Annotated in this window: 20 protein-coding genes; 12 read left to right on the forward strand and 8 right to left on the reverse strand. The window is 39.2% G+C overall.

The annotated features are described in order from the left end of the window. Nucleotides 1-122: 122 nt before the first annotated feature. Together GJU39_RS07435 and GJU39_RS07440 are read right to left on the reverse strand one after the other, a co-directional pair. Nucleotides 123-3,350, reverse strand: coding sequence for an amidohydrolase family protein (locus GJU39_RS07435; protein ID WP_154280144.1), 3,228 nt, complete (start codon nucleotides 3,348-3,350; stop codon nucleotides 123-125). Between the two features lie 10 nt (nucleotides 3,351-3,360). Beyond that, nucleotides 3,361-4,413, reverse strand: a complete 1,053-nt coding sequence (locus GJU39_RS07440) for a PDDEXK nuclease domain-containing protein (RefSeq protein WP_209437602.1) — start codon at nucleotides 4,411-4,413, stop codon at nucleotides 3,361-3,363. A 29-nt stretch (nucleotides 4,414-4,442) separates the two neighbouring features. On the opposite strand from GJU39_RS07440, the gene GJU39_RS07445 reads away from it, so the two are divergent. The 8 genes from GJU39_RS07445 to rplT all read left to right on the forward strand — a co-directional run bounded on the left by GJU39_RS07445 (nucleotide 4,443) and on the right by rplT (nucleotide 13,125). Next, entirely contained in the window at nucleotides 4,443-6,335 is a 1,893-nt protein-coding gene (locus GJU39_RS07445; RefSeq protein WP_154280145.1) for a RecQ family ATP-dependent DNA helicase, read from the forward strand. Nucleotides 6,336-6,444: 109 nt separating this feature from the next. Then, nucleotides 6,445-7,752: an MFS transporter gene (locus GJU39_RS07450; RefSeq protein ID WP_154280147.1), complete on the forward strand. Its 1,308-nt coding sequence runs from the start codon at nucleotides 6,445-6,447 to the stop codon at nucleotides 7,750-7,752. Between the two features lie 20 nt (nucleotides 7,753-7,772). Next, nucleotides 7,773-8,510 (forward strand): (Fe-S)-binding protein, encoded by a 738-nt coding sequence (locus tag GJU39_RS07455; RefSeq protein WP_154280148.1) that lies wholly within the window; start codon nucleotides 7,773-7,775, stop codon nucleotides 8,508-8,510. A 101-nt stretch (nucleotides 8,511-8,611) separates the two neighbouring features. Then, complete coding sequence (locus GJU39_RS07460; RefSeq protein WP_154280149.1) at nucleotides 8,612-9,508, forward strand: hypothetical protein; 897 nt, start codon at nucleotides 8,612-8,614, stop codon at nucleotides 9,506-9,508. 453 nt (nucleotides 9,509-9,961) lie between these two features. Beyond that, complete coding sequence (gene thrS / locus GJU39_RS07465; RefSeq protein WP_154280150.1) at nucleotides 9,962-11,887, forward strand: threonine--tRNA ligase; 1,926 nt, start codon at nucleotides 9,962-9,964, stop codon at nucleotides 11,885-11,887. Between the two features lie 18 nt (nucleotides 11,888-11,905). Continuing rightward, nucleotides 11,906-12,475 (forward strand): translation initiation factor IF-3, encoded by a 570-nt coding sequence (infC, locus tag GJU39_RS07470; RefSeq protein ID WP_154280151.1) that lies wholly within the window; start codon nucleotides 11,906-11,908, stop codon nucleotides 12,473-12,475. Between the two features lie 29 nt (nucleotides 12,476-12,504). Next, a complete protein-coding gene (rpmI, locus tag GJU39_RS07475; RefSeq protein WP_010600880.1) occupies nucleotides 12,505-12,705 on the forward strand; it encodes a 50S ribosomal protein L35 in 201 nt (66 codons plus the stop codon). A 75-nt stretch (nucleotides 12,706-12,780) separates the two neighbouring features. Continuing rightward, the gene (gene rplT, locus GJU39_RS07480; RefSeq protein WP_154280152.1) at nucleotides 12,781-13,125 is read left to right on the forward strand and encodes a 50S ribosomal protein L20; all 345 of its coding nucleotides are present in this window, start codon (nucleotides 12,781-12,783) and stop codon (nucleotides 13,123-13,125) included. A gap of 158 nt (nucleotides 13,126-13,283) precedes the next feature. Here rplT and GJU39_RS07485 read toward each other — a convergent pair whose 3' ends face one another. The 5 genes from GJU39_RS07485 to GJU39_RS07505 all read right to left on the reverse strand — a co-directional run bounded on the left by GJU39_RS07485 (nucleotide 13,284) and on the right by GJU39_RS07505 (nucleotide 19,389). Then, a complete protein-coding gene (locus tag GJU39_RS07485) occupies nucleotides 13,284-14,735 on the reverse strand; it encodes a DUF294 nucleotidyltransferase-like domain-containing protein (RefSeq protein WP_154280154.1) in 1,452 nt (483 codons plus the stop codon). Continuing rightward, a complete protein-coding gene (locus GJU39_RS07490; protein WP_154280155.1) occupies nucleotides 14,720-15,403 on the reverse strand; it encodes a 3'-5' exonuclease in 684 nt (227 codons plus the stop codon). Before GJU39_RS07490 ends, GJU39_RS07485 begins: the two co-directional genes overlap by 16 nt. A gap of 125 nt (nucleotides 15,404-15,528) precedes the next feature. Further along, nucleotides 15,529-16,260 (reverse strand): MIP/aquaporin family protein, encoded by a 732-nt coding sequence (locus tag GJU39_RS07495; protein ID WP_154280157.1) that lies wholly within the window; start codon nucleotides 16,258-16,260, stop codon nucleotides 15,529-15,531. A 40-nt stretch (nucleotides 16,261-16,300) separates the two neighbouring features. Then, entirely contained in the window at nucleotides 16,301-17,791 is a 1,491-nt protein-coding gene (glpK, locus tag GJU39_RS07500) for a glycerol kinase GlpK (protein WP_154280159.1), read from the reverse strand. Continuing rightward, nucleotides 17,788-19,389, reverse strand: a complete 1,602-nt coding sequence (locus tag GJU39_RS07505) for a glycerol-3-phosphate dehydrogenase/oxidase (protein ID WP_342448186.1) — start codon at nucleotides 19,387-19,389, stop codon at nucleotides 17,788-17,790. The genes glpK and GJU39_RS07505 overlap by 4 nt, the downstream gene beginning before the upstream one ends. Before the next feature lie 160 nt (nucleotides 19,390-19,549). On the opposite strand from GJU39_RS07505, the gene GJU39_RS07510 reads away from it, so the two are divergent. Continuing rightward, entirely contained in the window at nucleotides 19,550-20,314 is a 765-nt protein-coding gene (locus GJU39_RS07510) for a DeoR/GlpR family DNA-binding transcription regulator (protein ID WP_154280161.1), read from the forward strand. A gap of 42 nt (nucleotides 20,315-20,356) precedes the next feature. Continuing rightward, on the forward strand, nucleotides 20,357-20,749 hold the full coding sequence (locus tag GJU39_RS07515) for a response regulator transcription factor (protein ID WP_154280163.1): 393 nt from the start codon (nucleotides 20,357-20,359) through the stop codon (nucleotides 20,747-20,749). Nucleotides 20,750-20,935: 186 nt separating this feature from the next. Here GJU39_RS07515 and GJU39_RS07520 read toward each other — a convergent pair whose 3' ends face one another. Continuing rightward, entirely contained in the window at nucleotides 20,936-21,439 is a 504-nt protein-coding gene (locus tag GJU39_RS07520; protein WP_154280165.1) for a hypothetical protein, read from the reverse strand. Nucleotides 21,440-21,750: 311 nt separating this feature from the next. Between GJU39_RS07520 and GJU39_RS07525 the strand changes: the two genes are divergently transcribed. Both GJU39_RS07525 and GJU39_RS07530 read left to right on the forward strand, forming a co-directional pair. Further along, nucleotides 21,751-22,248, forward strand: a complete 498-nt coding sequence (locus GJU39_RS07525) for a hypothetical protein (protein ID WP_154280167.1) — start codon at nucleotides 21,751-21,753, stop codon at nucleotides 22,246-22,248. 364 nt (nucleotides 22,249-22,612) lie between these two features. Beyond that, nucleotides 22,613-23,689 (forward strand): calcium:proton antiporter, encoded by a 1,077-nt coding sequence (locus GJU39_RS07530; protein WP_154280168.1) that lies wholly within the window; start codon nucleotides 22,613-22,615, stop codon nucleotides 23,687-23,689. Nucleotides 23,690-23,693: the final 4 nt, after the last annotated feature.

Here is a 23,693-nt window from a genome sequence, read left to right on the forward strand (position 1 = left end):
CTCAATTCTTATGTGGCGAAATTTAAGTAATTAACACCATGCAGGAACAATAATAGTTCAGATCATTAAAGCTTTAACAACTTTAATATGCGCTTGGCTATAAAGTTGTCAAAGCTGAAAAACTAGTCACAATGCGGAACAGTGAAAGTCCAGGTTTCAGATTCGCCGTTTGGAACGATATAGCCATTTCCCCTGGCGTTTTCGAACCATAACTTTCCTCGAAGCTTTTCTCTTGTTCCCACTTCGTTCATGGTTGAACTGTCGTATAAACGCCCGTTAATCATTACATATTTAATTTTTTCTGAATTACGGATGTCATCCAGAGGATTTGCATCCATAATAACTAAATCCGCCAGCTTACCAACTTCTAATGAACCCAGTTCCTTGCTCATTCCTAAATATCCGGCACCGTTTAAAGTCGCATTTCTAATGGCTTGTAAAGGTGTAAATCCTCCCTGAACAAACATCCACAATTCCCAGTGTGCACCCAAACCCTGAATCTGTCCATGCGCTCCTAAATTTACTTTTGTGCCACCCTCGGCAATTTTTTTAGTTGCCTTTGCGATATCGATGTGGTTGTAGTCGCTATATTCTGATGTTGTTCTGCGTCTCGCTCTAGAATCAATAATTGAACGGGGGGTGTAGGTCATTAATTTTTCATTCTCCCAAACATTGGTGCGATCATACCAGTAATTCTCTCCCCACTGACCGCCATAGGCTACAATTAGAGTAGGCGTGTAGCCAACTTCGGTATTGTTCCAGAGTGTAGTTACATCTTTGTAAACCGGTAAAACCGGAATGCTATGCTCAATCCCGGTATGTCCGTCAGCAATCATATTCATGTTGTGAAAGAAAGTAGATCCACCTTCGGGTACAACTTCCATTTTAAGCTGACGCGCAGCCTCTAAAATCTGCTGGCGCTGTTCTCTACGGGGTTGGTTATAAGACTTTACTGAAAACGCACCTACAGCTTTTAACCTTTTTAAATTCGCCAGCGCATCATCCAAACTGTTGATCGCTACCTTAAAATCACCATCAGCGCCGTATAAAATAGATCCGGTAGAATAAACCCTCGGGCCAATCATTCTGCCTGCTTTCAGCATTTCACTCTGACTGAAAACCATCTCGGTGTTACTCGAGGGATCATGAGAGGTGGTTACTCCAAAAGCCAGATTTGCCAGGTAACTCCAATCGCTTTGCGGCGAAATGCCATCCGGGCTGGTGCGTAAATGTGCATGAACATCCACAATGCCGGGCATAATGGTTTTGCCGTTCACATCAATCACTTTCGCATTGGCCGGAATCGTTATGGCATCAGCTTTACCGATGGCAGAAATCTTATTGCCATCTGTTAAAATCACACCGTTTTCAATCACTTCATCACCTTTCATGGAGATAATTCTTGCACCTTTCAAGGCCACAATTCCAGTTGGCTTATCTGATTTTAAAACCAAATTGATATCAATTGAAGTTGCTGGTGCTTTATGCATGCCTGCTTCAAAGTTAAAAGCACTGTTTACATCAATAGTGAAATATTTTGGTCCCAATGTCCAGTGAAGGTTCTTACTGTCGGCACTCCACTGAATATATGTTCCGCCGTCGGTAGTTACTTTTGCAACTGGAATAGCTTTATTTCCTGCTGATGCATCTTGCGCTGTACCAACGTTGATCATTGGTGTGATATAAACGTTAAATAATTCGTTGAACGCAACCCATTTATTGTCAGGACTAATCACAAACTGATTGGCATATTGCGAAGTGAAATGTGTTCTTTCGTTTCCGCCACTTAAATCGATACTTTTTAATGCTTTCTTGCCATCAGCATAACTCTGGAAATAGATTCGGGTATCGGTATTGTTAAACTGCGGACGGATGCCATTTTCAGAAACCAATACTTTTACGCCACCATTTGCACCCATGGTATAAATTCCAGTACCACGTCCGTAGTTGTAACCCAAAACGTCATTTCCACTTCCTTTTCTAAAAACAATTTTGTCGCCTTTAGTAGAGTATTGTGGTGAGTAATAAAATCCTTTTTCATCACTTAACGTGATGGTTTTTCCAGATTTAAGATCCGTTCGCTTAATTGCGCCCCGTAGTTCGTCGCTCCAGGTGGTGTAGATCACAAACTTTCCATCAGGACTAAACGCAGGTTCAAATTCGAAATCCTGGCCGTTGGTTAAACGTTCAGGTGTTCCGCTTGGTAATTCTTGTCTATACAAATATCCGGCAGCATTAAAAATAACAATTTTGCCATCAGGCGAAGTTGTCAGTTGTCTTAGCATCTTAGCAGAAAACTCATTATCGAATACTTGTTGTTCGAAATGTAGCGCTTGTTGCACCGTTTGAACAGTATTGGCCTGGAATGGAATGGTGGAGTTGATGAGTGTTCCAATTTCTGTTTTCCTGATTTTTCCTTTCGCGTAGAATACAAGACTTTTGCTGTCTGGTGTCCAGGCGAAGTTTGGATAAACCCCAAATATAGCCCATGTTTCTTGCTGGTCGTGAGATAAATCTTCATTTATCGGCCACTCTTCTCCGGTTTTAATGTTTTGAACGAAAAGTGTCGATTTTAAACGCACCCGTTTTACAAAAGCAATCAATTTTCCATCAGGCGAAACCTGTGGCCGGCAAGCACCACCTTGCTCATTAATTAATGTAGTTAATTTGCCAGTGGTTAAATCCAGCTGGCGGATGGCATAAATAATTCCGTTTGGGTCTTTACTGTATTCAAAATCTGGTCCGGGTGTAACATCTTCACTAAAATAAACATATCTTCCATCTGGTGAAACATTGGGTTCGCCAGCATCCTGCTGATCATTCTTGCGTTTAGTAAGTTGAACACCTTCACCACCGTTAATATTGTACATCCACATTTCGCCGGCACCAAGAGAGCGACCAGCGGTATAGTGTTTACGGGCAACGAGGTACTCGCTGTTTGGCATCCAGGTGGCATTGTTCAATAGCCTGAATGTTTCTTTGGTTACCTGTTTTTTGTTCGATCCATCCCGGCTCATGATCCAGATATTATCTCCACCGCTTTTATCACTGGTGTAAGAAATGTATTTTCCATCAGGACTAAACCTGGGCTGCACATCATATGCAATGCCACCGCTGATTAATTTCGCCTGACCACCGCTCATCGGCATGGTATAGATGTCGCCGAGTAAATCGAAAACGATTTCCTGCCCGTCAGAGCTCACATCCAAATTCATCCAGGTACCTTCATCTGTATTCAGTGTGAAATTTTTAGTCGTGCCCTGATATTTTTCTACATCCCATTTTTTTTCCTGGGCATTTAAACTAAAAAAGAGGAGAGAGAGCGCAGAGAGAAAGTAGAGGTTTTTCATTTATTGGTTATTAACGGAATAATTCGTGTATTTTTTGTTGTAAAATCATTTTATCAGGAAGTTGAGTTTGGTATTCAGAAACCATAGTTGGCGATAAACTTCTGCTTAAAGCGTATTCAACAACCTCGTTGTCTTTATCCTTGCAAAGCAAAATACCAATGCTCGGATTTTCGTGTTCCTTTCTTATATCTCTATCTAACGCTTCCAGATAGAAATTTAATTGACCCAAATGTTCGGGTTTAAATTTGTCAGTTTTTAATTCAAACGCAACCAAGCACTGTAAACCCCGGTGATAAAAAAGCAGATCTATATAGAAGTCACTGTTTCCAACCTGAACTTTGTATTCTTCTCCAATAAATAAAAAGTCTTTTCCAAGTTCAAGAATCAGATTTTTCATTTGTTTTAAAAGTTCTTTCTGCAAATCGCTTTCATTAAAAGTTTCGGGCAGGTTTAGAAATTCAAAGACATAGCTATCTTTAAATGTATTTTCTGCACGAACTTGTAATTCTCTCAACACTGTTGAGAGTTTTGTATTTCCGATTATTGTTCTTTCAAAAAGACTTGATGAAATCTGTCTGTCAAGTTCTCTAAACGAGTAATGTTCTTGTTTACAAAGATTTAAATAGAATTCCTTTTCCTCTGAAGTTTTACATCTTGAAAAAATAGCTAGATTATGAGACCAGCTAATTTCTCTTAACAGTGATGAGAGTTTTGGAGTATCCTGATAAGTTTCATAAAACTGTTTCATTCTCCAAAGATTTTTATCAGAAAATCCTTTTAAATCTGGTTCATTACGCTGTATATAATCAGCAAGTTGTTTAACAACCGATTGACCCCAGTCAGAGTTACTGATGCGATTATTGATATATTCACCAATACTCCAATACAAATCGATAAGTTCCTTATTTACAGCTTTAAGAGCATGGTTTCTTGATTTTTTAATCAAGCCGATAATTTCTGTAAACTGTGGTTCTAGCATGTAAGTATAGGTATTGGCCAAATATAATAATCTTTTGCAAAGATGGTTTTCTACCAATTGTAAATATACTATTGCTTTACACATAAATTTTATAGTTTTGGTACGCCCGATTTATGACAGCAATAGAGATTTTACAAAAATACTGGGGCTACCCAGCTTTCCGGCCTTTACAACAAGATATTATCAATTCCGTTTTGGAGGGAAAAGATAGTCTGGCACTTTTACCAACCGGTGGTGGTAAATCCGTTTGCTTTCAGGTTCCTGCCCTGGTAAAAGAGGGGATTTGCATTGTAGTTTCACCGTTAATTGCTTTGATGAAAGATCAGGTGGAAAACTTGAAATCAAGGGGGATCGAAGCCATTGCCATTTACGCGGGGATGGGAAAGCGGGAAATTGATATTCTATTGGATAACTGCATCTATGGGAAAATTAAATTCCTATACCTGTCTCCCGAGCGATTATTATCTGAATTGGTTAGGGTTCGCATATCTTACATGAACGTAAACCTGATTGCTGTTGATGAGGCGCATTGCATTTCTCAATGGGGATATGACTTTCGGCCGCCTTATCAGCAAATTGCAAAGCTAAGGGAAATTCATCCTTTGGTACCTGTTCTGGCACTAACTGCCACTGCTACCGCTTTTGTTCGGAGAGATATTGTGGATAAGCTGGAAATGAAGGATCCTCAGGTTTTTGTTAAAAGCTTTGCAAGAGATAACTTAAGCTATGTGGTTTTTAATAAAGAAGATAAGTATAAAAAGCTAATTGAAATCTGCAGGAATGTAAAGGGAACCGGATTGGTTTATGTACGGAATAGAAGGGAGACTGCAGAAGTATCAAATTTCTTAAACCGCAATCAAATTAAAGCAGATTTTTACCATGCCGGCCTGGAACGCGACGTCCGTTTTCAAAAACAGGAAGACTGGAAATTAAATAAAATCCGCTTCATGGTGGCCACGAATGCTTTCGGAATGGGAATTGATAAAGCTGATGTTCGAACGGTTGTACATTTAGACCTGCCGGAAAGTTTAGAAGCGTATTATCAGGAAGCCGGACGGGCAGGCCGCGATGAGCAACGAAGTTACGCTGTGTTGTTGGCCAACCAGTCAGATATCATGAACCTGGAAACCCGCTATATCGATAGCTTTCCATCGCCAGAGGAAATTCGAAAAATTTACCATTACCTCGGTAATTATTTTCAACTCGCTTTTAGTGCAGGCGAGGGGTTAACCTTTACTTTCGATATCGCTGACTTTTGTAAACGGTTTAATATTAGTGTTTTAAAAACAATTTCGGGCCTGAAATTTCTGGAACATGATGGTTACCTAACGCTATCAGAAAGTATTTTCCTTCCCTCCAGAATGATGTTTATAGCCAGTAATGAAGATATTTACCGTTTTCAGATTGAGAATAAGGCTTATGACAGCATTATCAAAACCATCCTGCGGTCTCATGGGGGAGCTTTTGATGGCTTTGTAAATATTAAAGAGGCTGACTTAGCCAGGAAAACCGGACTCTCGTACAAGGAAATTGTTGCCTTGTTGAACAAGTTACAATCCATAGAATTGCTTACTTATATTCAACAAACTGACCAGCCGCAATTGCAATATATTCGCCCTCGGGTGGATATGGATCACTTTGATTTGGACGTGAAATACCTGGAACTGCGGAAAGAAATCCTGCTGAAGCAAGTAAACGCCGTAACTGCCTATGCTTCTACAAAGATCTGTCGCAGTATTCAGCTATTGTCTTATTTTGATGAAGAAAATGCTTCGAAATGTGGCGTTTGCGATGTTTGTCTTGCCGAAAAGAAGGCGGAAAATGATCAGCAGATTGATGATGAAATTGACTATGAAATCATTTCCTTACTTCAACAGCAACATTTAAACCTGGATGATCTGGTAAGTGGAATCAAAATCGGAACTGAAAATGAACGGATTGATGCCATTCGCGAGTTATTGGATGCCGGCAAAATTAAAACTGATGGCAAGAAATATTATCTTTAGGGCTAAACGATTGTTATCCAATTGATCAATTAAATATTACTTTTGTTTTGAATCATTAAATAACTGCAATCAAACAAACCGTCTAATCATCCGCGAAGCGAAAATAAAAATGATAGAAAAAAATAATAAGAAAACCATTCGTTCCTGGGCTTTCTTCGATTGGGCTAACTCGGCCTATAATCTGGTCATTACGTCAACGATTTTTCCTGCCTACTATACCATTATTACCACCACAAAAGAACATGGTGATCAGGTTACTTTTTTTGGAAGAAGCTTCGTAAACACTTCACTATCCAATTATGCGTTGTCTTTTGCCTATTTGATTATGGCTTTAGCGCTACCTGTGCTGTCGTCGATTGCTGATCGGCGGGGCAACAAAAAATCGTTCATGAAATTCTTTACCTACATGGGCGGTGTGTCTTGTATGGCACTTTATTTTTTCAAACTCGATACCTTAGAAATGAGTATCATCTTCTTTGCACTGGCTGCAATGGGCTATATAGGTGGCGTGTTATTCAGTAATTCTTATTTGCCAGAGATTGCAACGGAAGAACACCAGGACAGAGTAAGTGCGCAAGGTTTTTCCTATGGCTACATCGGTTCTGTGCTTTTGCAGCTTGTTTGCTTCCTGTTTGTGCTAAAGCCGGAATGGTTCGGGATTTCAGACGCATCGTTTCCACCCAGGTTATCTTTTTTATTAGTAGGCGTCTGGTGGATTGCCTTTTCGCAAATACCCTTTTCCGTTCTTCCCAACGGAACACCTCAGGTTGATAAAGTTAAAACCAACATCATCAAAGATGGCTTTAATGAATTATCAAAAGTATGGCAGCAGCTAAAACAGATTAAAAGATTGAAGGGGTTTTTGCTTTCGTTCTTTTTCTATTCCATGGGCGTTCAAACCATTATGCTGGCTGCAGCGGGTTTCGCAGAAAAAACTTTAAAACTTGGAACGGCAAAACTGATCGCTGTAATCCTAATCATTCAGTTGGTTGCAATTCCCGGCGCCCTGCTCATGTCTTATCTGGCTAAGAAAATAGGCAATATAAACATCTTAATTATGGTGGTGCTGGTTTGGATCGGCTGCTGTATTTATGGATATTACATCACCAATGAGATTCAATTCTATTCACTTGCAGCAATTGTGGGTCTTATTATGGGAGGAATTCAATCGCTATCCCGCTCAACATATTCTAAATATCTACCAACAAATACGCCTGACACCACATCATTCTTTAGCTTTTACGATGTAACAGAAAAACTGGCCATCGTAATTGGATTATTTAGTTTTGCCTACATCGAAGATTTAACGGGAAACATTCGCTATTCTATTATTGCTTTGGCATCATTTTTTATCGTTGGCTTAATCTTTTTGCTAATCTTACGGAAAAACGAAAGCAAAGAAGTAGTAAAGTTGTAAGTTTGTGGCGTTAAGATATTATGAAAGTAGAATTATTTATCCCTTGTTTTGTTGATCAGTTATACCCGGAAACCGCATTTAACACCATGAGGTTACTAGAAAAATCTGGCTGTAAGGTGGAGTACAATTCGAAACAAACCTGTTGTGGTCAGCCAGCCTATAATGCAGGTTATTGGGACGAGGCAAAAGAGGTAGGGACAAAATTCTTAAACGATTTTTCAGAAAACACATATGTGGTTGCACCTTCAGCATCTTGCGTTGGCATGGTAAAAGGAGGTTATAACGATTTGTTTACCAATACGATAGTCCACAATAAGTGCCGGAATTTACAATCCAATATCTGGGAACTTTCAGACTTTTTAGTCAACGTAGCAAAGAAGGATTATTTCGGGGCAGAGTTGGAGGGGAAAGCCGTTTATCACGATTCATGCAGTGCGCTTCGGGAATGTAAAATTAAAGATGAACCCCGTCAGTTACTTTCAAAAGTTCACGGCCTGGAAATGTTAGAGATGCAGGATACCGACATGTGTTGTGGCTTCGGCGGAACTTTTGCCGTTAAATTCGATGCGATTTCTTCGGCAATGGCGGAGCAGAAAGTAAATCATGCCATGGCTCAAAATGCCGATTACATTATATCTACCGATCTATCATGCCTGCTACATCTGCAAGGTTATATTGAGAAAAATAATCTACCAATCAAAACCATGCATATTGCTGATGTTTTGTGTAACGGCTGGCTGGAAAGCACAGAATATTAGCGAACTCACTGATTCCTAATTATCTACAAATTTCAATAAATCTGTCATCTCTTGATTAAACCTTTTAGACGCAATCATCTCTAAAGGCTAAAGAATAAAACATGAAAAAGATAATTTTCGCACTTCTGAGCGTTTTCTCTATAGTATCCGTTGCAGATGCACAAAAGAAAACATCTGGCGCCATTCAGTTTGAAACCACTGTTGATCCGGCTGCAATTGCTGCCGCAAGCGGAATGCAAATTCCAGAACAGATGAAAGCAAGGATGCCATCATCCAGTAAAAGTAATTTCGAATTGTTATTTACCGCTACAAATGCAAGTTACATGCCTGTTGAAGATATGGAAGACAGCAACGGTGCAGGTGGCAGCGGTGGCGGAATGGGTAGAATGATGATGCGTTTTGGTGGTGGCGGTGGTAACCGCGAATACTATTACAGCTTTGCCGATCAAAAGCTTACAGAAGTTTTTGATCTGAGTGACACGACATATTACATGCCAGGGAAGTTAACCTTATCTACTTCGGGTCCTTTGGGGTCATTTAGGATGGGTGGTGGAAAGTCAAATGATACTACTAAATCAAAGCCTGTTGCGGCTCCAAAAATTGAAATTGTGAAAACAGATGCAACTAAAAAAATAATCGGTTTTGATTGTAAGGAAGTAATTGTTAAATCTACCAGATCAGTAAAGATTCTGGACATGGACAAAGAAGTAACGGAAGAGACTCACATCTGGTACACCAACGATTTAGGCTTCAATTTCTCTCCAAACCCTAAAATGTGGACGGAAGGTACCGTATTGGCAATTGAAGGTAAAGGCAATTCAAGCATTGCAAAAAGCATTGAATACAGAGGCGTGAGCAGCAAAGACGTTACACCACCGAAAAAAGCGAAGTTAATTACAGAAGAAGAATATAAGGTTAAAATGGATAATATGATGAAACGTTTCAGACAGAACAGACCGGGTGGCGGGGTTCAGCGAATCGTTGTTCCAGGTAATTAAACTTTAATATTTAGTATTTAAAGGGCCTTTCGGATTTATTTTCGAAAGGTTTTTTTATAAACAGATGCAACCTTGCATCTTCGTCAAGCTGCCTGAACTTATTTCAGGATTTTTTTGAGGAAGGACTGAAGCGAAAAGGCTAAAGCCGGGTTTTCTGATCGCTACGCCAACAACGAAAAACGACAGACTAAACATTTCAAAACAAACGGCACTATTCTTCATTAACGCTGCCTAGATTTTATCCATGCGTCGTCCTGAACCAGTTCCGGATCAATTTCTAATAACAACCTTAATCCAATCAGCTAAAAATATTTACTGTTGGAAAATAACGGTGAGATAAATTTTCTTATCTTCGCGACAATAAAAAATCACTTTGTATGTGATTTAGAATTCACTTTATTTTTAAACCGTTCCGACGCTAATTATAGCATAAGGAACAAATCATAGTTGTAGATGATTAATATTACTTTACCTGACGGCTCCGTTCGTCAGTACGAACAGGGCACATCTGCCCATCAAATTGCCTTATCAATTTCCGAGGGCTTAGCCCGTAACGTTTTAGCAGCTGAGGTTAATGGCGAAGTTTGGGATTCAACACGCCCAATTGAAGCTGATTCTTCCGTAAAATTATTAACCTGGAATGATGCTGCTGGGAAATCAACTTTCTGGCATTCATCGGCCCACTTAATGGCTGAAGCTTTGGAAGCATTGTATCCGGGAACGAAATTTGGTATCGGTCCGGCAATTGAAACCGGTTTTTACTACGATGTAGATTTCGGCGATAAAGAATTTTCTTCGGATGATTTCAAAGCCATTGAAACCAAAATGATTGAACTCGCTAAGCAGAAAGAAACTTTTACCCGTGAAAGCGTAAGCAAGGCTGATGCCATTAAATATTTTACTGAAAAAGGAGATGAATATAAATTAGATTTAATTGACGGTTTAGAAGATGGAAAAATCACCTTCTATTCTCAAGGTCAGTTCACTGATTTATGTCGTGGTCCACACCTTCCAAATACTGGTTTCGTAAAAGCAGTAAAACTGATGAATGTTGCTGGTGCTTACTGGCGAGGTGATGAAACTAAAAAACAGTTAACACGGATTTATGGTGTAACTTTTCCAAAGGCAAGCGAGCTTACTGAATATCTTGCAATGATCGAGGAAGCTAAAAAGCGTGATCACCGTAAACTAGGAAAAGAGCTTGAATTGTTTGCCTTCTCAGAAAAAGTGGGAATGGGCTTGCCATTATGGTTGCCAAAAGGAGCTGCTTTACGTGAGCGTTTGGTTAACTTTTTGACAAAAGCACAGGCAAAGGCTGGTTACGAGCAGGTAATTACACCTCACATCGGTCATAAAAATTTATATGTAACTTCTGGTCACTGGGAGAAATATGGCAAGGATTCATTCCAGCCGATTAAAACGCCGCAAGAAGGAGAGGAGTTTTTCTTAAAACCGATGAACTGTCCGCACCATTGCGAAATCTACAAAACAAAACCACGTTCTTACAAAGATCTTCCGGTTCGTTTTGCGGAGTTTGGTACGGTCTATCGTTACGAACAAAGCGGAGAGTTACATGGATTAACCCGTGTGCGTGGTTTTACCCAAGATGATGCGCATTTGTTCTGTATGCCAGAGCAAGTGAAGGAAGAGTTTAAAAAAGTGATTGATTTGGTACTTTACGTATTTAAATCATTAGGATTTGACAACTACACTGCCCAGATTTCGTTAAGAGATCCGGAAAATAAATCGAAATATATCGGTTCAGATGAAAACTGGAGGTTATCGGAAAATGCAATTATCGAGGCTGCTGCTGAAAAAGGATTAAATACAGTTGTAGAATATGGCGAGGCTGCTTTTTATGGTCCGAAGTTAGATTTTATGGTGAAAGATGCTTTGGGTAGAAAGTGGCAGTTAGGAACTATTCAGGTAGATTATAATTTACCTGAGCGTTTTGAACTGGAATATACCGGAAGCGATAACCAGAAGCACAGACCAGTGATGATTCACCGTGCGCCGTTTGGTTCGTTGGAAAGATTTATTGCCGTTTTAATTGAGCATTGCGCCGGGAATTTCCCTTTATGGTTAAGTCCGGAGCAATTTACAATTCTTCCTATTTCAGAAAAATATGAAGAATATGCAAAAAAAGTTTTAGATGAGCTAAATAATTCCGATATTCGCGGGCTGATTGACTTTCGTGATGAGAAAATCGGACGTAAAATCCGTGATGCCGAAGTTAAAAAGATCCCTTATATGCTGATTATCGGTGATAAAGAGATGGCAGAAGGAAAGGTTTCTGTACGCAAGCATGGTGAGGGAGATTTAGGTGAAATGACGTTGGAGGAGTTCAACGATTTATTAAAAAAAGAAATAACAGTTTAAATTAAAATAGTTACACATTTGGCATTAGGAAGACCAGGATTTAACAGGGGACCACGTCCACCTTTTAAGAAAAAAGAAGCAGAGCATAACATTAATCAGTACATTAAATCGCCTGAAGTGCGTTTGGCTGGCGATAATGTTGAACCAGGGATTTATCCTTTGGCAAAAGCTTTGGCGCTTGCTGATGATTTGGAATTGGATTTGGTAGAAATTTCTCCAAATGCTGTACCACCAGTTTGTAGAATTATTGATTACAGCAAGTTTGTTTACGAACAAAAGAAAAAGCAGAAAGAAATTAAATCCAATGCTAAACAAACTGTAATTAAGGAGATTCGTTTTGGTCCGAATACGAATGATCACGATTTCCAGTTTAAATTAAAACATGCGGTAAGCTTTTTAGAGAGCGGTGAAAAAGTTCGTGCTTATGTGCATTTTAAAGGTAGAGCAATTGTTTACAAGGAACAGGGAGAGATTTTGTTATTAAAATTTGCCCAGGCTTTGGAAGATGTAGGTAAAGTAGAATTATTACCTAAGTTAGAAGGTAAACGGATGTTCTTAACAGTTGCGCCTAAAGTAGCAAAAAAATAAAAATAGGTTTATAAATTAAAAAACAGGTTATGCCAAAAATGAAAACCAATTCCAGTGCTAAAAAGCGTTTTTCGCTTACTGGAACAGGTAAAATCAAAAGAAACAAAGCATACAAAAGTCACATCTTAACAAAGATGAGTACTAAACGTAAACGTGCTCTTGGAAATGCAGGAATTGTAACAGATGCAGATTCAGGTAACGTTAAACGCATGCTTTGCATCGGAAAGTAATTTATTAATTCACCAGGTATCAGGCCTTAAGTTTCCGGAAAAAAGGAACGCCGCTTACCAAAAAACAACAACAACATGCCACGTTCGGTAAACGCAGTAGCTTCGAGAAGAAGACGGAAAAAAGTCCTTAATATGGCCAAAGGCTATTGGGGCTCAAGAAGTAAAGTTTTTACGGTTGCTAAAAATACAGTTGAAAAAGGTTTGCAATATGCATACCGTGACCGTAAAGTTAAGAAAAGAGAATTCCGCGGATTATGGATCCAACGTATTAATGCAGGTGCTCGTCAGCACGGTATTTCTTACTCTCAATTAATTGGTAAACTTGCTTCAAAAGAAATCGGTTTAAACCGTAAAGTATTGGCTGATTTAGCAATGAATCACCCAGAAGCTTTTAAAGCTGTAATTGATGCAGTAAAATAGAAATTCTCGCTCAGGCGACAATCATATTTTAAAAAGAGTTCCGGTTTCCGGAACTCTTTTTTTTGTATTTATACTTTTTGAAGAATCGTCACCCTGAATTTATTTTAGGGCCTTTATATCACCAAAGATGCTGAAACAAGTTCGGCAAGGCGACTGCCTTAATTCAGGCTATTGGTAAACTTCATTCTAATTCCACTCTGAAAATCCTGAATAATTTTGAAAATTTCAATCAGCGTAACTTTTTCTATTTTAGAAAGAGAATCAATGTCGATAAAGTTATTAGGGATCGCCTGATCATTGATAATCAGATTAGCCTGGTGTTTTAATCGCAATGCCATAAGGTAATAGTATGAATGGGAAAGTTCACTAAACTGCTTTTCGCTAAAAACGCCTAACTCTTTAAGTGCCTTCAACCGTTCACCTGTGTTTTCTTTTTGGAAAATTCTGTTTTGTAGCGCATAAACCCTGGCAAGATCCACAATTGGTGTCATCGCTGTTTTAATATCAAACACTTCCCGCTTTGCTATTTTTTGGGTTCTGATGTTTCTGAAATAGGTAAGTGGTGGCTCATAAAGCAAGGCATTCTTCGCCAGGTAAACATAGAATTTCTCACTTGGCTTCTGAAGTTCTTCGTCTACGAAAGTTCTTAAGCCAGTCATCAGGGATAAATCACCATAAATGGCTCTGCAGTCAAAGAAAGCAGCGAATTTTACTGCTGTTTCAGGCAGTGCTTCTTCAATCCAGTTTTTATAATTGTATTTCCAGTGCTCCAGTGAGTGAGTCCAGTTTGGATTTGTTGCCATGTAATCACCGTCGCAGTACACAAAACCAACGTAATTTAGTTTATCTGAAACCTGGGTTGCAAAATCGAGGAAATAGGAGCGTACCGCAGGACGGCGGTCTTCATCTGTATCCTCATATAAAATAGCATTATCCTGATCAGTTTTTAAACTCAGTTCTTTTCTGCCCTCACTGCCCAGCACCATAAATACAAATTTCGCGGGTGGCTGCCCGAGCTTATCTATCACCTCTTCTATTATTTTAAGGGATATGGTATCTGCAATCGTGGTAACTACTTCATTCACGATTTTCGCGTGAACGCCTCTATCTAAAAGCTGTGCAACGATGTGTGGCACCTTTTGCCATTTAGCTTTTAAATCAGCGGTGTTTACTGCAGATTTTACCGACTGGATAAAGACCAATGGCGACTCAGCCTGTTCGCTTAAAAGCCTGTTCCGACTTAGAAAACCAACAAAATTTCCGTGATCATTTACCAGCAAGTATCTTGATTTTTTGCTGAACATCATCAGGATCGCTTCGTACACAAATGCCTCTGGCGAAATGGTCACAATGTTCGGATCCATCACTTCACTAATTGCAATCTGTGGATCCAGCTGTTTTGCAATAACTTCATCCCGTAGGATAATATCAGTTACAAAGCCTACGAAATTACCCAGATCATCTTCAATAAATAAACAACTGGTTTTGTTTTCAGCCATCTTTGCGGCAGCTTCGAAAACAGGTGTTTCCGGAGAACAGCGCACGATTTTTTTAAACGTGATATCGCCAATCCTGGAGGTATAAATTTTATCTGCTAGCTTATTGTCCATGGGAATAGTCGCTGTAAGATACGTTTAAATGGTGAAATCTCTAAGCCATCTGATACTTTGATGAAAGTATGCTCCTGATTATAAATGGATGTTAAACTTATTTTTTTATCCTGTAACAGGTGAAAGAAAATTTTTGATGTATTCAATGCATCGGCTAACGCATTGTGGTTTTCTGCCGGCTCTTCGTTAAATAAAATGGTGTAGAATTTGTCAAGCTTTAAGTGGCTGATGATGGAGTTGGTTACATAATCTGCACTGGTCTTCATTGTACAGTAAAAAGTTGAAGACCCAAAAATACTTTCTATACCTAAACGGCAGAGCTCAACATTAACCATATGGAAATCCAGTTCGATAAAATGACCAATAACTAAGGGATTGAACTGGTTCATATCATCGCGAAATGAACGCATGACAGGATCAATGGGTTCACCATTAATTTTCAGAAACTCGTTGGTTATGTTGTGGATCTTTTGCGCTGCCTTATCAATAGTAAATCCATTATTTTCGATGTAATGATTTTCTCTTTTAACCTCCACATAGTTGCTATCAAAAATAATCCAGGCGATTTGTAAAATGTGCGGCCAGTTATTTTCTTTAGAATAGGGCGCGCGCCAGTTCTTAGGTAAGCCGGAAGTTTCGGTATCTATAAAAAGAAAATAATCGTGCAAGGTCTGATATTTAGGTTAGTCGAAGCAATTTAATGGAAATCGCTGTCTTATCCCAAAGGTAATAAAATTTGACTGTGCTAATCTGTTAATCTATAACATATTCGATTCTGGAATTGATGGAGTACTTACTTGAGTAAAGCCATATAAAGCACGGCGGCCAGTGCAGCGCCGATTACCGGACCAACAATCGGCACCCAGGCATATGACCAATCGCTGCCTCCTTTTCCTTTCATCGGAATGATGGAATGAATAATCCGGGGGCCCAAGTCTCGTGCCGGGTTAATGGCATAACCAGTCGTTCCGCCGAGGCCCAATCCAATTACCCAGACTAAGAACGCGACCGGTAAGGCGCCTAATGAGCCTAATCCGATTGGCGTTTTATCGCTTCCCATTTCTGCGTTGGTGAAGTAAAATATCACAAAGATAAGTACGAAAGTTCCGATAATTTCAGAGAAGAGATTTGATTTTAGGTTTCGGATGGCCGGTGAGGTGGCAAATGGCGCAGCCTTTAAATGCTTTTCGTCCGTTGCATCGAAATGGTCTTTGTAAATGATCCAAACGAGGAAGGATCCAATCATGGCGCCACACAATTGTGCCAGGATATAATAAGGCACTTTAATCCAGTCGAACTTTTGCGCTATCGCCAAAGCAATGGTTACCGCAGGATTTAGATGTGCACCGCTGTATGGCGCCGAAATAACAACACCGACAAAAACAGCGAGTCCCCAGGCGGTGGTAATAACCATCCATCCACTATTATTTCCTTTTGTACCCTTAAGCACAACGTTTGCTACCACACCGTTTCCCAATAAAATGAGTAGGGCAGTGCCGATTAATTCTGCAACAAATTCTGTCATAATCGATATTTGGTTGGTCTATTTGAATCGTTGATTTTGTTTAGTCACCGGCACTAATGCGTGCGGCTTTGATTGCCCGGTTCCAGCCTTTAATCCTTTCGGTATTATCAATTCCTTCTTCAGCTTTAAATGTTTTGTCAATCTTCCATTGCGATCTGATCTGATCGATACTATCCCAATAACCTGTAGCCAGACCGGCAAGGTAAGCAGCGCCGAGTGCGGTAACTTCAGTAACTTCGGGCCTTACCACAATACTTTTTAAAAGATCTGCCTGAAACTGCATTAAGAGATTATTGGTCGTTGCCCCGCCATCTACGCGTAATTCGGTAATTTCTATGCCTGCATCGGCCTCCATGGCTTTTAATACGTCCATGGTTTGATAAGCAATACTTTCCAGTGCTGCCCTGGCAATATGCGATTTATTTGTGCCACGCGTTAAACCGGTAATGGTACCGCGGGCATGCTGATCCCAATGAGGAGCGCCTAAACCGGCAAAGGCAGGTACCACATAAACCCCGTTGGTATCTTTCTCACGCTGGGCCAGGGTTTCTACATCAGCAGATTTTGAGATCAAACCCATTTCATCTCTTAACCACTGTACAACCGCACCGCCAATAAAGATACTTCCTTCGAGGGCATAGTTCACCTGTCCGTTTATTTGCCAGGCAATGGTAGTTAGCAGGTTATTTGAAGATATTTTTGGTGTGTCACCAATGTTCATCAGCATGAAACAGCCTGTTCCATAGGTATTTTTTACCATTCCAATTTCGGTGCACATCTGTCCGAAAAGAGCAGATTGCTGATCGCCTGCAATGCCTGCGATTGGAATTTTTGCTGCCAGAATTCTACCAGCAGTTTCGCCATATACTTCACTGGAAGATTTAACTTCCGGTAACATACTTTTCGGAATATTGAACAAATCGGTTAGTTCATCATCCCAAGCAAGGTTATGAATGTTATAAAGCATGGTTCTGGAGGCATTGGTAACGTCAGTAACAAAGGTTTTTCCGGCCGTTAATTTCCAGATCAGCCAGGTGTCTATTGTTCCAAATGCAAGTTTTCCTTCATTAGCTTTATCTCTCGCTCCGGCAACGTTATCTAAAATCCATTTCGCTTTAGTGGCGGAGAAATAAGAATCTATAATTAATCCGGTTTTCTGTTGGATTTTTTCTGATAAACCCTGTGCCTTTATCTCGTCACAATAATTTGATGTCCGCCTGTCTTGCCATACAATTGCATTATAAACCGGTTGGCCGGTTTCTTTATCCCAAACCACGGTTGTTTCCCGTTGATTGGTAATTCCGATAGCCTGGATATCTGAAACAGATAGGCCGGCTTTTATAATGGCCTCGGTGGCTACTGTTAATTGAGTCGACCAAATTTCAAGCGGATTATGTTCAACCCAGCCCGCTTTAGGATAAATTTGGGTAAACTCTTTCTGTGCAATGGCTACGATTTCGCCATTATGGTTAAAAACGATTGCTCTCGAACTTGTGGTTCCCTGATCGAGAGACAGAATGTACTTGCTCATATTTTTTGGTTTTGCGATCCGGCCAATTCTATTTTTTGCGGTGCATATAAATATCCATCTGCCAGGTTATTGAAGGTTTCAATTTGTTTGATTTCCCAGTCTTGGTCGTGTTGAAGTTCTGTCGCTAAAATTGCCGCAACCCTTGGTGCCATTTCCTTCGCTGCCAACGCATCAATAAATAGGATTCTTAACCGCCTGCTCAGCACATCTTCAACGGTTTTTGCCATTTCATACCTGGCTGCCCATAATACCTGGATTGCTAAATCAGGGAAATCCGGATGCAGTTTCTGATTAAATTCAGGTAGTTCGGTACTGAGTTTTTCGATGGCTTCACGGTCTGATCCATACAGATCTAAGAAATGATTTCCTTTAAAATCGCTGCAGCCATGTATTTTCAAATGCTGCGTTCGGCAGGCGGTAGCTTTTAATTGTGCATGACTAATTGCTAAATCAATGGTTTCTTCGGCCATGCTCCGATAGGTTGTCCATTTCCCGCCTGTAATCGTAATTAGTCCTTTTGCAGAAACGATTAATTTATGGTCGCGACTGATTTCTTTAGTACTGTTTTTATCGCCCTTTGTGGGTGCAGCAAGCGGTCGTAATCCAGAGAATACACTGAGAATGTCTTTTTCAACTGGTGCACGTTCAAAATAATCGCTGGCAGTATTCAGGATGAATTTAACTTCTTCTTTCAAGGCCCTCGGCTCTAAGTCATGTTCGTCTAAAGGAGTATCGGTGGTGCCAACCAATAAATGCTCATGCCAGGGAACGGCAAACAGTACGCGGCCGTCTGATGTTTTCGGAATCATTAATGCAGATTCAGATTTTAAAAATGCTTTATTAAGCACGATGTGTACGCCCTGGCTCGGCCTTACCAGTTTCTTGGACTGTGGATTATTCATCTGTAAAATATCATCTACAAATACACCTGTAGCGTTAATCACTACCTTTGCTTCAGCCTTTGCCCGTTTTCCCGTTAGCGTATCTATAATTTCGACACCTACTACATCGCCATTATCATTTTTAATGAGGTTAGTAACTTTCGTATAATTGCAAAGTTTTGCGCCTTGTTCTATTGCCGTTTGAGCAATGTTAATGGCTAATCTGGCATCATCAAACTTCCCATCGAAATACCTTATGCTTCCTTTCAGTCCTTTAGATTTTATACCAGGCATCAATTTCGAAGTTTCGTTTTTAGAGAAAAACTTCGATTTTCCAAAGCTGAATTTTCCTGCGAGCCAATCATAAAGCGTTAAGCCGGTAAGGTATTTAGCAACTGAAAACCAATTATAGCATGGAATGATAAAGGATTCTTTATTTACAAGGTGGTTAGCATTTAATTGCATTAATCCCCGTTCTTTCAGTGCGCGTTTAACCAGACCAATATCACCTTGAGCCAGGTATCTCACCCCTCCATGTACGAGTTTAGTGCTTCGGCTTGAAGTTCCTTTTGCAAAATCTGATTGCTCTACTAAAAGTGTTTTCAAACCACGAGTAACTGCATCAAGTGCCGTACCCAATCCTGTAGCACCACCCCCAATAATGATGATATCCCATTCGGAATCTGGAGGTAAGATATAATCGGGTTCTTTTTTCACTTTGTGTTAATAAATAATAAAATGAAACAATACGCAAGTATAAGTAATCAGTTGCGAAATCATATAATATCTGTATTAAAAAAATATTAAATATTTCCACAAATCAATTTTATAGCGTTTTTTATTTGCTATTTTGCAAAATACTTAACAAACAAAGTTTATGATGAATTTGGCTGAGAGGCACCAGTTTATTTTAAGTCGCTTGCAAAAAGATCAATATATCAATGTTATTGATTTATGCAAGGAGTTGAAAGTGTCTTCTGTAACGATAAGAAAGGATCTAAAACTCTTGGAGGATAAGAGCTTACTATTCAGAACGCACGGTGGTGCTACCGTAAATAACCCTTATACTGTAGACCGGCCTGTAAACGAAAAAGAGAAAATTCAATCTACAGAAAAGAATAAAATTGGCATTGCTGCTGCTGCTTTACTTAACGAAAACGATTCAATCGTAATTGCTTCAGGAACTACGGTTTACTATTTTGCAAAGAATATTACTCCATCAACACATTTGACGGTGGTTACCTCTGCGCTTAATGTAGCCCTGGAACTGATGCGTGAACCTAATATAGACGTGATTCAATTAGGTGGAATTCTAAGAAAAAGCTCTTCATCTGTAATGGGGGCTTACGCTGAGCAAGTTCTGCAGGACTTTTATTTCAATAAACTTTTTCTAGGCGTTGATGGGATTGACTTAGACTTCGGTTTAACTACCACAAATGCAATGGAAGCCCATTTGAACAGAAAAATGATTAATGCTTCGCAAAAAACAATTGTGCTGGCAGATTCTACAAAATTTGGTAAACGAGGCTTCGGGAAAATCTGCGGATTGGAAGAAATTGATCATATTATCACTGACAAGGGGATTTCTGAACAAATTGTAAAACATTTAGAGGGTTTAGGTGTTACTGTAACTATCGTATAGAATTTATTTTTATGCAAGAAACCAAAACGAGATAATTTGAATATGGAAACTAAACGAATACACATTTTAGAGGACGATCAGGAAATCAGAAATGTAATTGAAATTCTTTTGAAAGAGGAGGGGTTTGAATTACAATTATCATCTTCTTTCGCTGAATTGAAAAAAAATATCCAGGATGCAATGCCAGATTTATTTTTATTAGACGTCATGCTGCCAGATGGTAATGGTGCCGAAATCTGCGAAGATTTAAAAACCGATATGTTTACCAAGCACATTCCTATTATTGTAATGTCTGCACAAAATAATAGCGAACAAAAAGCTATCGCAGCTTTCGCTAATGATTACATCAGCAAGCCTTTCGACATCTATGATGTTTTAGATAGAATTAACGCTCAATTGAAAATCAGTAAAGCAAATAGCCCTGCAAAAGCTTAATTTAACTTAGTAGGTTAATTTAGATATACAAATTGCAAAATAGAAGGCTGGAAGAGATTCCGGCCTTTGTTGTTTAAAAAAATCTCAGTCAGACTTTTCAATATTTAGGCACTTAAACATTGCTACAATCAGAAAGCAAAAAAAGCCGGTAGATTTCTCTGCCGACTTTACAATACCTGATTTCGATTAATGTCTTCCGTGCTTTCCTCTGTGTCCTCCACCTTGGGAATAGTTCATCTTGCGGTCGAAATGTCTGTTGTCTCCTTTATAAACTTTATAATGATTTCTTCCAGGAGCGTTATAACTTACCCGATTTCCGCCACCGTATGAGGATCTGTAAACCCTTGAATGGTTTGCATACTTTATGCGGTGGGTATTATAGCTGTGATACGGACTATTACCATATACTACCACTTTTCTACCCCGGTTTAAATCATAACTTCTATATCGGTTCGGTAGGTTTCTTGATCTTGTCCATCGGTTTCCGTTTAGGTAAACAAATTGTCTTTGCGGAACATAGTAATAGGAGTTAACCTCTGGTAAGTAATAATAATTTACGTCTTGATAGCCAGCAGGAACCCAGGCTGGCTGTGTTCCAATATTTACGTTTAAACTTACCTGAGCTTTAGATTGATTTGATGTTAACGAAACGATACCTACAATCGCGGAGATGATTAATAACTTTTTCATAATAATCAGATTTAATTTGTGTGTATTGATTGAAATTCAAATGCTGTGCCAAGATTTAGTTTGTAACAAAGATATAGGATTTGAGGATTGATAAAAGATGATAAATCCCTCAGATTTTATATCGGATTCCGAAATTCACATAGGGTTAATTGACCTCACAGAAATACGTCTAAAGCGAAAGACTAATAAATTTAGTTTTTTAATAATTATTAAACGATTGATATATAATACTGTATAAACTTTCAAAAGGTTGACAAATCTTTTTTGCTATTATATTTAGTATTTATCGCTTATATTTGAAATCTTTTCACATGGGTTTTTTTGATATGATTGAGTTGGAATATTTTTTATCGCACGCAGAAGATGAGGTTTTGATGTATCAGGTGATCCAGTTTTCTCCAGACGACCCCTGGCGTGTAGTACTCGATGGCGAGTTGCTTGGTAGCCTGGATAAGGTTGAAGGACAATGGATGCAAATCAGCGGGAAGGACTTTTCCTCCAAGTTTTTTAAAGATATTGTCGGCTTTATTGATAAACAGTATTTCAATGATTTACCAGCTGCGTTGATGTCGAGGTGGAACAAGCAAATTCATGAAGTTTTACCCAGATCTGATCAGGAATATTTAGTGGTTTGTAAAGATGGAATTGGATTCAAAAGTTTTGAAGGTATATTTTCAAGGTTTGTGTCCGGATTATTGAAAGATGAATGGCCAATTAATTTTCGGGTTTTTAGTCATGATTTTTCAGAAGATTTTACCCTTTTAGCAAAACCTGCACAATCGAAAAAGAATACAGTTGGTTGGGATTAATGATCTTCGATTGGAAGAACATAGGTTAGCTGTTAAATGTCAGATCGAAAATAAAAAAACCGCAACCCAAATTACACTGAAAACTCCGCCGAAATAAACCATTGGTAAATTTTGTTTTAAATTTTTCTTGATTAGTCCAGCATAAATTAACCAGCTTATAAAGACAATAAGGTATAAAGGAACGGCGTAAAATAACATAATTTTAAATTTTATTTGAGCGTTGATGAATCACAAATTCAATTATAAATATACTGTGTTTTTTATAAAGTTCAAATCAAATATAGCTGGGTGTTGCCATTTATTGGTTCGGCTTTATCAAAACCGTATATACAGTTTTTTGTTAGTAAAGCAAATCAGTTTACTTATGAAAAAAATAGATCTACCTAAATGGACAATATTCATCCCGATCCTGGCAATTGTAGCTTACTTTTTAACCGTGGTAGAAGTAAGTGTATGGTTTAGCATATTATTAGCCTGCTTATTGATTGGTAGTGTCCTCGCATCGGTTCATCATGCTGAAGTAATTGCCCACCGGGTTGGAGAACCATTTGGTACCATTATTCTGGCTTTAGCCATTACCACGATAGAAGTTGGCCTGATCGTGTCGCTGATGCTGGCTGGCGGGGAAGCGACCAAGGCTTTGGCTCGTGATACTGTTTTCGCTGCCGTGATGATTATCCTTACCGCGATTGTCGGTATTTGTCTTTTACGTGGCGGAATTAAATTTAAAGAGCAATTATACAAGCTTCAGGGCGTAAATGCGGCACTAATTACCCTTGCATCAATTCTTGTGCTAACATTAATTTTGCCTAACTATACCATTAGTGGCGCTGTTGGCGAATATACGGTGAGCCAGTTAATTTTTGTGTCTGTTGTATCTCTGATTTTGTATGGTGGCTTTATTTTTAGGCAAACTGTTAGGCACCGGGATTATTTCTTGCCTAAAGATTCTCATTCTGAAGAGGATCACGTAGCGGCACCAAATATGATAACTACATTAAGCAGTTTGGCACTATTAATTGTTAGTTTGTTTACGGTGGTGTTATTGGCAAAATACCTTTCAAAAGATATTGAGATAATGGTTCACGCTATGGGAGCGCCTCAATCAGTGGTTGGTGTTATTATTGCTGCTATAGTATTATTACCCGAAGGTTTGGCTGCCTATAATGCGGTAAAGGCTGACCGGCTACAAACCAGTCTTAACCTCGCTTTGGGTTCCGCATTAGCCAGTATCGGATTAACAATTCCCGCGGTTGCGGTGGTATCAATTGTTTTCGGAATGCCAATTACATTGGGAATTGATATGAGCTCAACTGTTTTACTGCTCTTATCTATGATTACCATCATGTTTTCTCTGGCAACAGGAAAAACCAACGTACAGCAAGGGGTGGTGCTATTGGTCATCTTCGCATCTTACCTTTTTTATACGGTAGTACCATAGCCAT

The sequence above is a fragment of the Pedobacter petrophilus genome (assembly GCF_009674725.1).
GTDB classification, from domain to species: Bacteria; Bacteroidota; Bacteroidia; order Sphingobacteriales; family Sphingobacteriaceae; genus Pedobacter; species Pedobacter petrophilus.

What these genes read in the sequence shown, in the direction of transcription:
- GJU39_RS07440 (WP_209437602.1), bottom strand. Translation starts at nt 4,413, where the DNA reads ATGTGTAAAGCAATAGTATATTTACAATTGGTAGAAAACCATCTTTGC.
- rplT (WP_154280152.1), top strand. Translation starts at nt 12,781, where the DNA reads ATGCCACGTTCGGTAAACGCAGTAGCTTCGAGAAGAAGACGGAAAAAA.
- GJU39_RS07520 (WP_154280165.1), bottom strand. Translation starts at nt 21,439, where the DNA reads ATGAAAAAGTTATTAATCATCTCCGCGATTGTAGGTATCGTTTCGTTA.
- GJU39_RS07530 (WP_154280168.1), top strand. Translation starts at nt 22,613, where the DNA reads ATGAAAAAAATAGATCTACCTAAATGGACAATATTCATCCCGATCCTG.
- GJU39_RS07450 (WP_154280147.1), top strand. Translation starts at nt 6,445, where the DNA reads ATGATAGAAAAAAATAATAAGAAAACCATTCGTTCCTGGGCTTTCTTC.
- thrS (WP_154280150.1), top strand. Translation starts at nt 9,962, where the DNA reads ATGATTAATATTACTTTACCTGACGGCTCCGTTCGTCAGTACGAACAG.
- GJU39_RS07455 (WP_154280148.1), top strand. Translation starts at nt 7,773, where the DNA reads ATGAAAGTAGAATTATTTATCCCTTGTTTTGTTGATCAGTTATACCCG.
- GJU39_RS07460 (WP_154280149.1), top strand. Translation starts at nt 8,612, where the DNA reads ATGAAAAAGATAATTTTCGCACTTCTGAGCGTTTTCTCTATAGTATCC.
- GJU39_RS07445 (WP_154280145.1), top strand. Translation starts at nt 4,443, where the DNA reads ATGACAGCAATAGAGATTTTACAAAAATACTGGGGCTACCCAGCTTTC.
- glpK (WP_154280159.1), bottom strand. Translation starts at nt 17,791, where the DNA reads ATGAGCAAGTACATTCTGTCTCTCGATCAGGGAACCACAAGTTCGAGA.
- GJU39_RS07495 (WP_154280157.1), bottom strand. Translation starts at nt 16,260, where the DNA reads ATGACAGAATTTGTTGCAGAATTAATCGGCACTGCCCTACTCATTTTA.
- GJU39_RS07515 (WP_154280163.1), top strand. Translation starts at nt 20,357, where the DNA reads ATGGAAACTAAACGAATACACATTTTAGAGGACGATCAGGAAATCAGA.
- GJU39_RS07485 (WP_154280154.1), bottom strand. Translation starts at nt 14,735, where the DNA reads ATGGACAATAAGCTAGCAGATAAAATTTATACCTCCAGGATTGGCGAT.
- rpmI (WP_010600880.1), top strand. Translation starts at nt 12,505, where the DNA reads ATGCCAAAAATGAAAACCAATTCCAGTGCTAAAAAGCGTTTTTCGCTT.
- GJU39_RS07510 (WP_154280161.1), top strand. Translation starts at nt 19,550, where the DNA reads ATGATGAATTTGGCTGAGAGGCACCAGTTTATTTTAAGTCGCTTGCAA.
- GJU39_RS07435 (WP_154280144.1), bottom strand. Translation starts at nt 3,350, where the DNA reads ATGAAAAACCTCTACTTTCTCTCTGCGCTCTCTCTCCTCTTTTTTAGT.
- GJU39_RS07525 (WP_154280167.1), top strand. Translation starts at nt 21,751, where the DNA reads ATGGGTTTTTTTGATATGATTGAGTTGGAATATTTTTTATCGCACGCA.